General features: G+C 68.6%; 11 protein-coding genes. 5 read left to right on the top strand and 6 right to left on the bottom strand.

What is annotated here, in order from left to right; translation table 11 throughout:
* Positions 1 to 10: 10 nt before the first annotated feature.
* From paaK to WI26_RS21660, 3 genes are all read left to right on the top strand, one after another.
* Positions 11 to 1,333, top strand: a complete 1,323-nt coding sequence (gene paaK / locus WI26_RS21670; RefSeq protein ID WP_059464719.1) for a phenylacetate--CoA ligase PaaK — start codon at positions 11 to 13, stop codon at positions 1,331 to 1,333.
* Positions 1,334 to 1,373: 40 nt separating this feature from the next.
* Positions 1,374 to 2,174, top strand: coding sequence for an enoyl-CoA hydratase-related protein (locus tag WI26_RS21665; protein ID WP_069227149.1), 801 nt, complete (start codon positions 1,374 to 1,376; stop codon positions 2,172 to 2,174).
* Between the two features lie 120 nt (positions 2,175 to 2,294).
* A complete protein-coding gene (locus WI26_RS21660; RefSeq protein WP_059451194.1) occupies positions 2,295 to 2,969 on the top strand; it encodes a MarC family protein in 675 nt (224 codons plus the stop codon).
* A gap of 85 nt (positions 2,970 to 3,054) precedes the next feature.
* Here WI26_RS21660 and WI26_RS21655 read toward each other — a convergent pair whose 3' ends face one another.
* The 4 genes from WI26_RS21655 to WI26_RS32350 all read right to left on the bottom strand — a co-directional run bounded on the left by WI26_RS21655 (position 3,055) and on the right by WI26_RS32350 (position 6,478).
* Complete coding sequence (locus WI26_RS21655; protein ID WP_069227148.1) at positions 3,055 to 3,921, bottom strand: CPBP family intramembrane glutamic endopeptidase; 867 nt, start codon at positions 3,919 to 3,921, stop codon at positions 3,055 to 3,057.
* Positions 3,922 to 3,992: 71 nt separating this feature from the next.
* Entirely contained in the window at positions 3,993 to 4,649 is a 657-nt protein-coding gene (locus WI26_RS21650; RefSeq protein ID WP_069227147.1) for a VC0807 family protein, read from the bottom strand.
* A gap of 215 nt (positions 4,650 to 4,864) precedes the next feature.
* Positions 4,865 to 5,929 carry a 2,3-butanediol dehydrogenase gene (locus WI26_RS21645; RefSeq protein ID WP_069227146.1) on the bottom strand — a complete coding sequence of 355 codons (1,065 nt, stop codon included), beginning with the start codon at positions 5,927 to 5,929 and terminating at the stop codon, positions 4,865 to 4,867.
* A gap of 399 nt (positions 5,930 to 6,328) precedes the next feature.
* Entirely contained in the window at positions 6,329 to 6,478 is a 150-nt protein-coding gene (locus WI26_RS32350) for a hypothetical protein (protein ID WP_155768800.1), read from the bottom strand.
* A gap of 15 nt (positions 6,479 to 6,493) precedes the next feature.
* Here WI26_RS32350 and WI26_RS21640 point away from each other — a divergent pair, with 15 nt between their 5' ends.
* Positions 6,494 to 6,976 (top strand): DUF3331 domain-containing protein, encoded by a 483-nt coding sequence (locus WI26_RS21640; protein ID WP_069227145.1) that lies wholly within the window; start codon positions 6,494 to 6,496, stop codon positions 6,974 to 6,976.
* A gap of 31 nt (positions 6,977 to 7,007) precedes the next feature.
* On the opposite strand, the gene WI26_RS21635 is transcribed toward WI26_RS21640, so the two are convergent.
* Positions 7,008 to 8,207 carry a GNAT family N-acetyltransferase gene (locus WI26_RS21635; protein ID WP_069227144.1) on the bottom strand — a complete coding sequence of 400 codons (1,200 nt, stop codon included), beginning with the start codon at positions 8,205 to 8,207 and terminating at the stop codon, positions 7,008 to 7,010.
* 161 nt (positions 8,208 to 8,368) lie between these two features.
* Between WI26_RS21635 and WI26_RS21630 the strand changes: the two genes are divergently transcribed.
* Positions 8,369 to 9,841 carry a PLP-dependent aminotransferase family protein gene (locus WI26_RS21630; protein WP_069227143.1) on the top strand — a complete coding sequence of 491 codons (1,473 nt, stop codon included), beginning with the start codon at positions 8,369 to 8,371 and terminating at the stop codon, positions 9,839 to 9,841.
* A 63-nt stretch (positions 9,842 to 9,904) separates the two neighbouring features.
* Here WI26_RS21630 and WI26_RS21625 read toward each other — a convergent pair whose 3' ends face one another.
* Positions 9,905 to 11,158: an MFS transporter gene (locus WI26_RS21625; RefSeq protein ID WP_069227142.1), complete on the bottom strand. Its 1,254-nt coding sequence runs from the start codon at positions 11,156 to 11,158 to the stop codon at positions 9,905 to 9,907.
* Between the last annotated feature and the right edge of the window lie 114 nt (positions 11,159 to 11,272).

The following is an 11,272-nucleotide window of genomic DNA, read 5'->3' as shown; positions in this document are numbered from 1 at the left end:
GAGCACCCCGATGACTCACCCGACGCATCCCGCGGCCGCTCTCGAGCCGATCGAGACCGCCAGCCGCGACGAACTGCAGGCGCTGCAGCTCGAGCGCCTGAAGTGGTCGCTGCGCCACGCGTACGACAACGTCCCGCACTATCGCCGCACGTTCGACGCGGCGGGCGTGCATCCCGACGACCTGAAGACGCTCGCCGACCTCGCGAAATTCCCGTTCTCGACCAAGAACGACCTGCGCGACAACTATCCGTTCGGGTTGTTCGCGGTACCGCGCGAGCAGGTTGTGCGCGTGCATGCGTCGAGCGGCACGACCGGCAAGCCGACGGTGGTCGGCTACACCGCGCGCGACATCGATACCTGGGCGAACGTGACCGCGCGCTCGATCCGCGCGGCCGGCGGCCGCCCGGGCGACACGCTGCACAACGCGTTCGGCTACGGGCTCTTCACGGGCGGCCTCGGGATTCACTACGGCGCGGAGCGCCTCGGCTGCATGGTCGTGCCGATGTCGGGCGGCCAGACCGAGAAGCAGGTGCAACTGATTCGCGATTTCGAGCCGAAGATCATCCTCGTCACGCCGTCGTACATGCTGAACCTGATCGACGAGATGGTGCGGCAGGGCATGGATCCGGCGGAGTCGTCGCTGAAGATCGGCATCTTCGGCGCGGAGCCGTGGACGCAGGCGTTGCGCGAGGAAGTGGAAACGCGCGTGGGCATCGATGCGCTCGACATCTACGGGCTGTCGGAAGTGATGGGGCCGGGCGTCGCGTGCGAATGCGTGGAGACGAAGGACGGCCCGGTGATCTGGGAAGACCATTTCTATCCGGAGATCATCGATCCCGCGACCGGCGAGGTGCTGCCGGACGGCAGCGAGGGCGAGCTCGTGTTCACGTCGCTGACGAAGGAAGCGATGCCGGTGATCCGCTATCGCACGCGCGACCTCACCGCGCTGCTGCCGCCGACCGCGCGCGCGATGCGCCGGCTCGCGAAGATCACGGGCCGCTCCGACGACATGCTGATCGTGCGCGGCGTGAACGTGTTTCCGAGCCAGGTCGAGGAAATCGTCGTCGCGCAGCCGAAGCTGTCGGGGCAGTTCCAGATCACGATCTCGCGCGACGGCCATATGGACCGGCTCGACCTCGCGGTCGAGCTGCGCTCCGAGGCCGCCGCGAGCGTGACCGACGGCGATCGCGCGGCGATCGCGCGCGAGCTGCAGCACCGGATCAAGACGATGATCGGCGTGTCGGCCGGCGTGACGGTGCTCGCCGCGGGCGGCATTCCCGCGAGTGCGACCGGCAAGGCCCGGCGGGTCATCGACCGCCGGCAGGCCGCCTGAGTTTCACCGTTCCCTGTTCTACTCCGAGGAAACCTGTTCGATGGATGGATTGAAGACCCTGGCCGTCGCCGTCGATGCGCGCGGCATCGCGACCGTCGCGCTGCAGCGCGGCGACGTGCTCAACGCATTCGACGAGACGATGATCGCCGAGCTGACCGACGCGTTCACGACGCTCGGCGGGCGCGACGACGTGCGCGCGATCGTGCTGCGCTCGGACGGCCGCGCGTTCTGCGCGGGCGCCGACCTGCAGTGGATGCAGCGCGCGAGCGCGAACGACGCGGCCGCGAACCTGCGCGACGCCGAGCGGTTCGCCGCGATGATGCGGGCAATCCGGCAGTGCCCGAAGCCGACGGTCGCGCGCGTGCAGGGCCACGCGTTCGGCGGCGGCGTCGGCCTGTGCGCGGCCTGCGACATCGTGATCGCGAGCGATCACGCGCGCTTCTCGGTCAGCGAGGCCCGCTTCGGGATCCTGCCGTCGGTGATTGGCCCGTATCTGGTCGAGGTGGTCGGACAGCGCCAGGCGCGCCGGCTCGCGCTGACCGCGACGCAGCTCGCCGCCAGCGAAGCCGTCGCGATCGGGCTGATCCACCAGGCCGTGCCGGCCGACGGACTCGACGCGGCGCTCGACAAGACGCTCGCCGAGCTGAGCCGCAATGGCCCGAATGCACTGATGGAGATCAAGCGCTTTTTCGACGCGATCGGCGAGTATCCGCCGTCGGACGAACGCGCGGCATTCACCGCGCAGACGATCTCCCGCGTGCGCGCGACGCCGGAAGCGAAGGAGGGCTTCGCCGCGTTCTTCGCGAAGCGGCCGCCGGCTTGGGAACCGGCCGCCGAATAAGGGTGTGGCATGGCCCGCCGGGCCCGGGGCGCGATTTGCGTCGCGGGCGCGGACGCTTGCTCTACAATGCGTGACCCCCGGTGCGCCGCCGGCCCAGCCCTGACCGTTTCTTCGCTTCCGATGATCGTCAACCGCCTTATCTCCGAGATCCTGTTCGGCTTCACCGGCCTGATCGGCATCATCAATCCGATCGGCATCGCGTTCCTGTTTCTCGAGCGCACCGAGGCACTGACCGAGCACGAGCGGAACCTGCTCGCGAAGAAGGTGGCGTTCAACGCGTTCGTCGTGTTGCTGGTCGCGTTCTTCGCCGGCACGCCGGTGCTGCATTTCTTCGGGATTTCGATGGAAGCGCTGCGGATCGGCGGCGGCTTCGCGGTCGCCGTCGCGGGCTGGCAGATGCTGAACGAGCCCGACGGGCCCGCGGGCGGCGGCGATACGCCGATCCAGCCGATCAATGCGAACGCGATCATGACGCGCGCGTTCTTTCCGCTGACCGTGCCGCTGACGGTCGGCCCCGGCTCGATCGCCACCGCGATCGCGCTGAATGCGAACCGCACGCACAAGCTGTCGGAGTTCATGCTGTCGAGCATCGTGTCGATCGCGGTTTCCGCGCTCGTCGCGGTCGTAATCTGGCTGACCTACAGCCGTGCCGCGCTGCTCTCCCGCTATCTCGGCACCGAAGGCACCAAGGTCGCGAAGCGCGTGTCCGCGTTCCTGCTGCTGTGCATCGGCGTGCAGATCATGCTGACGGGCTTCTCCGAATTCCTGCAGCCGCTCGCCGACCAGATCAAGTAAGCGGCTCGGGCGCCGCATGCGTTGACCGGCTTCAATCGAGTTCGAACAAGCGGGACCGGCCGGATGCTGGCGCCGCGCACGGCATTCAGCGCGCGGCGGCGAGCATCGGGTACGTGAACAGCCCGAAATGGATCGCGTTCAACCCCGCATGCGCGAGCGCGGACGCGAGCAGCCCGCCGCGCCGCCAGGCGAGTCCGTAGCCGATGCCGGCCACCGTGCCGAGCACGATCCAGGGCCAGCCGGCGGCCGCGTGCGCGGCGCCGAACAGCACCGCGCCGACCGCAAGCGCGGCCCATGGCCCCCAGCCGAACCGGCCGAGCACGCGCGTGAGCCCACCCTGCACGTAACCGCGGAACAGCGCTTCCTCGGCGAGCGTGACGAGCAGCACGTTGTTGACGAGCCACATCCAGCCCGATGCCGGCCATTTCGGCGCCCAGCCGACCATCCCGAACGCGAGCGCGCCGGCCAGGCAGGCCGCCGCCGTCGCGACGGCCGCCACCGCGCCGGTGCGCAGCGCGCGCATTGGCGGGACGTCCGGCGCGACCCACGGCAGCGCCCACACCAGCCACAGGCCGACCAACGGCTTGTCGAAATTCAGGTACATCGTGAACGGCACGGCATCCGGCGTGAAACGCGTCGGCTCGATCACGCGCGGATTGTGGAAGCCGGGGATCAGGTGCAGGCTTAGCGCGATCGCGAGCGCGGCAAATACGACGTGCGCGACGATCCGCACCGCGAACGGACGGCCCGGCGCGACGCCCCAGGCGGCGGCCACGAGCAGCGCGAGCGGTGCGAGCACGCTCGGTTCGAGCTTGCCGAACGCCAGCGCAGCGGCATAGCCGAGCGCGGCAACGGCGATGCTCAAGCCGTGCAGCGGGCGCTGCCACGCGAATGCGGCGGCCGCGAACAGTGCGAGCCAGATCGTGGCACACGGGAGAAGCGAAAGAGACATGGGGCGATGCAGGGTCGGACGAAACGCCGCGCATCATACCCCAGCGGCCGTGACATGCTGCGGTGCGGCGGTCAGCGGCCGGCGATTTCGGTGACGCCGTCGCGGCCAGGGATGTCGACGCTGTTGCGCTCGCGCATGCGCCGCCGGTACCAGAAGGTCCACAGCAGCAGCGTGCCGAACACCGTGTAGCCCATGATCGGTGACACGACGAGCACGCGCTCGACGGGCCACGTGACGACCATCCACAGGCGCAGCAGCATCTCGAGCGTCATGCACGCGCCCCACACGAATGTCATCAGCCGCAGCATCTGGCGCAGCCCCGGCTGCTCGGCCCAGACCGTCTCGAAACGCGCGGCGCCGCCGGCTGTCTCGCGAGCCACCGTCGCGCGTGCGAGATAGAAGATCAGCGGACGGTCGCGGAACAACGACAGCAGGAACACGACGCCGATCGTGCCGGACGCGAGCGATTCGCGCATCAGCAGCGTGCGCGGGCTGCCGCCGAGCGCCATGCCGGCGATCGACAGCGCGATGCCGAGCAGCACGATCGCGGCCAACGCGTCGATGCGGCGAGAGCGGATGAATTCGACGACAGACCAGACGATGGGTGGAATCGCCGACGCATACAGCGCGCCGGTTTCGCCGAAATACGGATGTGCGACCCGATATGCGAACCAGGGCAGCAACAGGTTCACGACGAGTTCGAGGATCAGGCCGGCTCGTGGTTTCACGGTAGCGGACGCGCGGGCGGCGCGCGGGGCGGTGATGTCGCTTCGAGTATATCGAAGTCCGACCCTGCGCGCCGCGCCCGGTGCGGTTGTGCGCGCACCGAAAACGAGCGGGAACATGTACCGGCCGGGCGTCGCGGCCGCGACCGGGCTGCCCCGGCGCCGTTCGGCGGCGCGTCCGTCAGGAGCGCGGCGGTCGTTGGCTGGTCCTCGGCTCGTCAGGCGGTCGCGGGCTGGACGATGATCTTCACGTTCCGGTCCTTGTGGTTGACCAATTCTTCGAAGCCGTGCGTGACGATGTCGTCCAGGCTGATGCGTCCGGTGATCAGCGGACGCACGTCGATGCGGCCGTCCGCGATGAAGCGGATCACGTCCGCGAATTCGCCGTTGTACGCGAGCGAGCCGATCACTTCCTTTTCGGTCGACACGATGTCGAAGAAGTTGAACGACGTCGGCTCCTCGAAGATGCCGACCATCACCGACTTGCCGGCCTTGCGGATCACGTCGATCGCGAGTTGCGCGGTGGCCGTGTGCCCGATGCACTCGAACGACACGTCGGCGCCGTAGCCGTCCGTCAGCGCCTTGACTTCCGCGATCGCGTCGGACGCCTTCGGGTCGATCACGACCGTCGCGCCGACTTCCAGCGCCTTCTGCTTGCGCGCGGCCGACATTTCCAGCGCGATCACGCGTCCGGCGCCCGCGGCCTTCGCGCACATGATCGTGCACAGGCCGATCGTGCCGGCGCCGACCACGACGACCGTCTGGCCGACGATGTTGCCGGCCTTCTTCACCGCATGCAGCCCGACCGCGAGCGGCTCGATCAGCGCGCCGGCCTCGGTCGGGAAGTCGTCGGGCAGCTTGTACAGCAGCTCGGCCGGCACGTTGACGAATTCGGCGAACGCGCCGTTGTTCATCAGTCCGGTGAACGCGAGGTTCTCGCAGATGTTGTATAGCCCATGCCGGCAATACCAGCAGGCGCCGCAATGCTGGCACGCGTCGGCCGTCACGCGCTCGCCGACCGCGAAGCCCGTCACGCCGGCGCCGAGCGCTGCGATTTCGCCGCTGAACTCGTGGCCGAGGATGCACTGGCCCTTCAGGCCCGTCAGCGGGTGCGGCGCGTCGACCGGGATGAACACCGGGCCGGCGACGTACTCGTGCAGGTCGGACCCACAGATCCCGCACCAGTGCACGCGGATCTGGACCCAACCGGCCGGCGGATGCGCCGGAACGGGTACCTCCTCGACGCGGATGTCGTTGCGGCCGTGCCAGACGGCGGCCTTCATGCTGGGAGCGGTGTTCGGTGCCGGTGTACTCACGTTGCTGTCTCCGTCAGGTTGTCGTCGGACGCGGCGAGGGCCGATGCGTCCGTCGCGCGATTGCGCGAGCGACCGATATGCAGGAACGGGGCCAGCCTGAATGGGCGGTGAGATGGCGACGGAGCGGGAGGAGGCGGTGTGCGGTGCGGAAGCGGGCACTTGCGCCGGTATCAGGGCGTGTCGAGCGAATCGCGCGTGAAATTTGCTGCGTTTGCGACGGGTCTGGGCGGGTGAGACGGCGCGACATTCGTCTCAGCCGTTTGAGACGAAACGCGAGATGCGTGGCTGGGCGGGTGTTGCCGCCGCCGACGTCTTGCCAGCTCATTGTGCCGACGAGTGAAACGCATTGTTGCGTGCGCTACATCTTTACTTGAAGTTAACTTCAATTTGTATCATCTGCGGCAATGTCCGGTCGCGTGCGGTGCGCGGCGATGGCGCCGGAGATAGCGCCTGACCGAATCGTCCTGCGTTGATGCACGAACGGCCGAGCGCGGCGGTGCCCGTTTCAATCTTCATGGAATGTCGTCAAGCATGCCGAACTTCATCGAAAGCCTGATATGCGAGTACGTCAAGTACCACATGCTGGTAGCCGACGAGCACGACGCGAAGCCGTTGCCGGCAGACGTCAGGATGGCCCGGCCGTCGGAACGCGCGAATCTCGTGCCGGCTTCGGAGCCTGTCGCACCGGGTGTTTCACCGTTGCGGCCGCAACTGTTCGTTTCGGTTCTGGAAGCGGGCGACGACGGCTTGCTGGTGCGCTGGAGCGAAAGCGGGCGTTGCCATTACGGCGAGCAGCGCTGGCGCTTGCGCGTCGCGTTGCAGGCGGGCCGCTGCGCGATCTCCGGACAGGCGATCGAACCCGGCGAACCGGTGTACCGGCCGGTGCGGCGGCCGGTGCCCGTCAACGGCGACGAGATGATCCACCCCGCGTCGGTGCCGCCGGCGGCCGGCGCCGCGCGCCACGTTGCACCATTCTGCGGCGACGCGACGGAGCCGGTCGGCGCCCTGGGTTGAGCGCGACCGGTTGTCCGCGCGCGTTCGCGCGTTACTTGAGATCTTTCCGGTACTGAATGAATCCCGCGTTGGTCGCGAGTTTGTCGTACAGCGCGCGCGCGGTCGTATTGGTTTCGTGCGTGAGCCAGTACACGCGGCTCGCGCCGGCTTCGCGGGCCCGCGCGTACACGGCCTCGATCAGCGCACCGCCCGCGCCTTGTCCGCGTGTGTCGGCCGCCGTGAACAGGTCCTGCAGATAGCAATACGGCCCTTCGGTCCAGCATGAGCGGTGATAGATCGCGTGCACGATGCCGACCAGCGTGCCCGACTTGTCGAACGCGCCGAGCGCGAACATCGGTTCGGCGGGATCCATCAGGCGCGCCCACGTCGTCGCGATCACGGCGTCGCTCAGCGCGGTCTCGTAGAACTTCTGATAACCCTGCCACAGTGGACGCCACGCGGCTTCGTCGGCGGCGACGAGCGGTCGGACCGTGACGCGCGTCGCGTCGTTCGCGCGGCCGGCTGCATCGCGTGCACGAGCCCGCGCGTGGCGGATCGCGACAAGCGACTCGCGCTGCATGCCGCTGGCGTCGAAGTTTTCCGGCGCGAGCCAGGCTTCGAATGCGGCGCGCACGTCCGGCCATTCGCCGTCGATGATCGAGAACCACGCCGTGTCCCGATTTCGGCCCTTGTAGACGATCGCCTGCCGGAACGTGCCCTCATAACGGAAGCCAAGCCGTGCGGCGGCCTTGCGCGACGGCTCGTTGAGATCGTCGCACTTCCATTCGTAGCGCCGGTAGCCGAGCGTGTCGAACGCGTATTTCATCAGCAGGTACTGCGCTTCCGTCGAAATCGGCGTGCGCTTGAGCAGCGGCGAGAACGTGACGGAGCCGACCTCGATCACGCCGTTGGCCGGGTCGATGCGCATCAGCGCGAGCGTGCCGACCGCGCGGTTCGTCGCGCGGTCGATCACCGTGTAGTGCAGAGGATCGGTGCTCGCCGCCGCGCCGCGCGCGTAGTCGCGGTAGCTCGACTCGTCGGCGTACGGCCCGTGTGCGAGATAGGTCCAGTCGCTGCCGTCGGGCGCTTGCGCATATGCGGCGTACAGGTCGGCGGCATGGCGGTCGGCGTCGAGCGGTTCGAGGCGGCAGTAGCGCCCGTCGAGCACGATGCGCTCCGGGCGCTGGCGTGCGGACCAGTCGGGAACAGGGTGGCCGATGGGCTGCTGGAAGTCGTTGGTGAGCGTGGACAAGGTCGATCTCGCTTCGGTTGGCGGCCGGCGACATGCCGGCACGCAGACAATCGTAGTCCCGGCGAGGTACCATGAGAAGCGCCAGACGATGGCAAATTTATGGTGCCACGAACGCGCGACGATGACGCCATGCACCGAAACTTCCACGCCGCGATATCCCGATGACGACTGCCATTCCTTTCGGCGCCGCGCCGCTGCTGCCGCTCGACGCGCCGCTTGCGCGCACGGCCGGCGCGCCTTCCTTGCAGCGGCAGTTGCTGCGGCGCGTGCGCGATGCAATTCTCGGCGGCGCGATGCCGGCCGGCACGCGGCTGCCCGGAACGCGCGCGCTGGCCGAGACGCTCGGCGTGTCGCGCAACACCACGGCGGCCGTCTACGAGCAACTCGTCGCCGAAGGCTTCCTGCAATCCGATCGTCGCGGCACGCGCGTGGTTGGCCTGTCGCGGCCGGCCGCGCCGCGCCGGCGGGCCGCACCGCCGGCTGTCGCGCAACGGCTCGGCCGGATACGTCCGAGCCTGATCGGCACCGGCGAGTCGGAAGGTTTTCGACCGGGCGTGCCCGCGCTGTCGCATTTCCCGGTCGATGCGTGGCGGCATGCGATCGATCGCGCGCTGCGCCGCGACGGCCGCGACCTGCTCGCTTACGGCGACCCGCTCGGCGAGCGCGCGCTGCGCGAGTCGATCGCGCGCCATCTGGCCGTGACGCGCGGCGTGCGCTGCGATCCCGAGCAAATCGTGATCACCGAGGGCGCGCAGGGCGCGATCGCGTTGTGCGCGCAACTGCTGACGAACCCGGGTGACACCGTCTGGGTCGAGGAGCCCGGCTATCGCGGCGCGCGCACCGCGATGCAGGCGGCCGATCTCGACGTCGTGCCGATGCCGGTGGACGCGGAAGGGCTGCGCGCGGACGACGCGAACTGGCGCGAGCGGCCGCCCCGGCTCGTGTACTCCACGCCGTCGAACCAGTTCCCGACCGGCGCGGTGCTGTCGATCTCGCGCCGGCTCGCGCTGATCGACGCTGCACGCCGGCATCGCGCGTGGATCATCGAGGACGATTACGACAGCGAGTTCCGTCACACCGGCGAGCCGATCGGCGCGTTGCACGGGCTCGCGCCCGATTCACCGGTCGTCTATCTCGGCTCGTTCAGCAAGACGATGTTCCCGGCGTTGCGGATCGGCTTTCTCGTGCTGCCCGACGCGCTGCTGGCCGCGGTGCGACCGGCGCTGCCGGAGATGCTCCGCGGCGGGACGCGCCACGTGCAGCTCGCGCTCGCCGATTTCATCGAGTCAGGGGAATACGGGCGGCATCTTGGGCGGATGCGCCGGCTGTATCGCGACCGGCGGCGCTTGCTGCTCGCCGCGCTGGACGATGCGTTCACCTTGCCGCATCAGGTGGAGGGTGGGCCGTGCGGGCTCCATCTGGCGCTGCGGCTGCCGGCCCGTTACCGCGACCGCGCGATCGTCGAGGCGGCGCGCACGCACGGGATCGGGCCGTTTCCACTGTCGGGGTTCTCGATCCACGCGACGTCGGCGGCCAACGGGCTCGTGCTCGGGTTCGGCAATACGTCGGCCGACGCGTTTGCGCCGATGCTGCGGACGTTGTCGACGATCGCGCATCGGATCGCGCGCGAGTGAATTGCAGTCGCTGCGCCGCGAACCACCGCGAATCGCCGCGACGGGAAGCGCGCCGGCCGGTGCTTACCGCACGCGTTCGGTGCGCATGATCTGGCGGGCAGCCATCAGGCCGAGCACGAGCAGCGCCGCGACGTAAGCGGCAACCGCGCCCCACGCACCGTGTTGCCAGAACGTGCCGCCGACCGAACCCAGCACGCTCGATCCGAGGTAATAGGCCAGCAGGTAGAGCGACGCGGCGTGCCCCTTGGCGGAACCGGCGAGATGCCCGACCCAGCCGCTCGCAACCGCATGCGCGACGAAGAAGCCGATGGTGATCAGCACGATCCCGACGATGATCGCGACGAGCGAATGCGACAGCGTCAGCGCGAGGCCGGCCGCGAACACGAGAATGCCGCTGACGAGGACGGGCGCGCGCCCGAGACGATCGGCGAGTGCGCCGGCGCTCGACGAAGACACCATCCCGAACAGGTAGGCGCCGAAGATCAGCCCGCATGCGGTCGCGCTCAGGTTGAACGGCGCGGCCGTCAGCCGGAACCCGACGTAGTTGTATACGGTCACGAACGCGCCCATCACGAGGAAGCCGATCGCGAATACGAACGGCAGGCGCGCATGATGCAGCTGCGCGCTCCACAGCCGGAGGTGGTGACGCAGCGTCAGGTCGGTTCGCTTCACGAAGCGCCGCGACTGCGGCAGCAGCATCACGAACGCGATCGCCGCGACCAGGTCGACGATGCCGATCGTCAGCATCGCGGTGCGCCACGAGAAATACTCTTCGAGCGCGCTCATCCCGATCCGCCCGATCATGCCGCCGAACGCGGTGCCGCCGACATAGAGCCCCATCGACAGGCCCAGCCCGTCGGCGGCGATTTCCTCGGCGAGATAGGCCATCGCCACTGCCGGGACGCCGCCGAGCGCGAAACCTTCGAGCGCGCGCCAGATCAGCAGCAGGTTCCAGTTCGGCGCGATCGCGGCGAGCACGTTGAACAGCGCCGCGAGCGTCATCGACGCGAACATCAGCCCGCGTCGGCCGAAGCGTTCGGACAGCGCGCCGGCGCACAGGATGGAGCCCGCCAGCATCCCCGTCGACAGCGACAGGGATAGCGAGCTCGACGCCGCGCCCAGCTTGAATTCACGCGCGAACGCAGGCAGCAACGGCTGCACGCAGTACAACAGCGAGAAGGTGGAAAAGCCGGCCAGAAAGAGTGCCAGTGCGATGCGCTTGTAGGCCGCCGAGCGCGGCGACACGCCGGCGGGTAGCGTATCCGGCGCGGTGCTCGCGGTGCGAGCCTTGGCGCGCGAGATCGCGGAATTCGACATGGTATGTACCCGATGGGCTGGGGAATACCAGAATTCTTGCGCACGATCATATATATGTCCAATATATGAAAAGAACCGTAGCGATACCTTTTGCGACTGGCTTGATAGCCAGTT

Origin of the sequence: Burkholderia diffusa (assembly GCF_001718315.1) — a bacterium.
GTDB classification, from domain to species: domain Bacteria; phylum Pseudomonadota; class Gammaproteobacteria; order Burkholderiales; family Burkholderiaceae; genus Burkholderia; species Burkholderia diffusa_B.
The sequence above is the reverse complement of the archived record's forward strand: the minus strand, read 5'-3'. Positions and strand labels throughout refer to the sequence as shown.

What these genes read in the sequence shown, in the direction of transcription:
- WI26_RS32350 (WP_155768800.1), bottom strand. Translation starts at nt 6,478, where the DNA reads ATGAAGATTGAAACGGGCACCGCCGCGCTCGGCCGTTCGTGCATCAAC.
- WI26_RS21660 (WP_059451194.1), top strand. Translation starts at nt 2,295, where the DNA reads ATGATCGTCAACCGCCTTATCTCCGAGATCCTGTTCGGCTTCACCGGC.
- WI26_RS21625 (WP_069227142.1), bottom strand. Translation starts at nt 11,158, where the DNA reads ATGTCGAATTCCGCGATCTCGCGCGCCAAGGCTCGCACCGCGAGCACC.
- WI26_RS21640 (WP_069227145.1), top strand. Translation starts at nt 6,494, where the DNA reads ATGCCGAACTTCATCGAAAGCCTGATATGCGAGTACGTCAAGTACCAC.
- WI26_RS21665 (WP_069227149.1), top strand. Translation starts at nt 1,374, where the DNA reads ATGGATGGATTGAAGACCCTGGCCGTCGCCGTCGATGCGCGCGGCATC.
- WI26_RS21655 (WP_069227148.1), bottom strand. Translation starts at nt 3,921, where the DNA reads ATGTCTCTTTCGCTTCTCCCGTGTGCCACGATCTGGCTCGCACTGTTC.
- paaK (WP_059464719.1), top strand. Translation starts at nt 11, where the DNA reads ATGACTCACCCGACGCATCCCGCGGCCGCTCTCGAGCCGATCGAGACC.
- WI26_RS21645 (WP_069227146.1), bottom strand. Translation starts at nt 5,929, where the DNA reads ATGAAGGCCGCCGTCTGGCACGGCCGCAACGACATCCGCGTCGAGGAG.
- WI26_RS21630 (WP_069227143.1), top strand. Translation starts at nt 8,369, where the DNA reads ATGACGACTGCCATTCCTTTCGGCGCCGCGCCGCTGCTGCCGCTCGAC.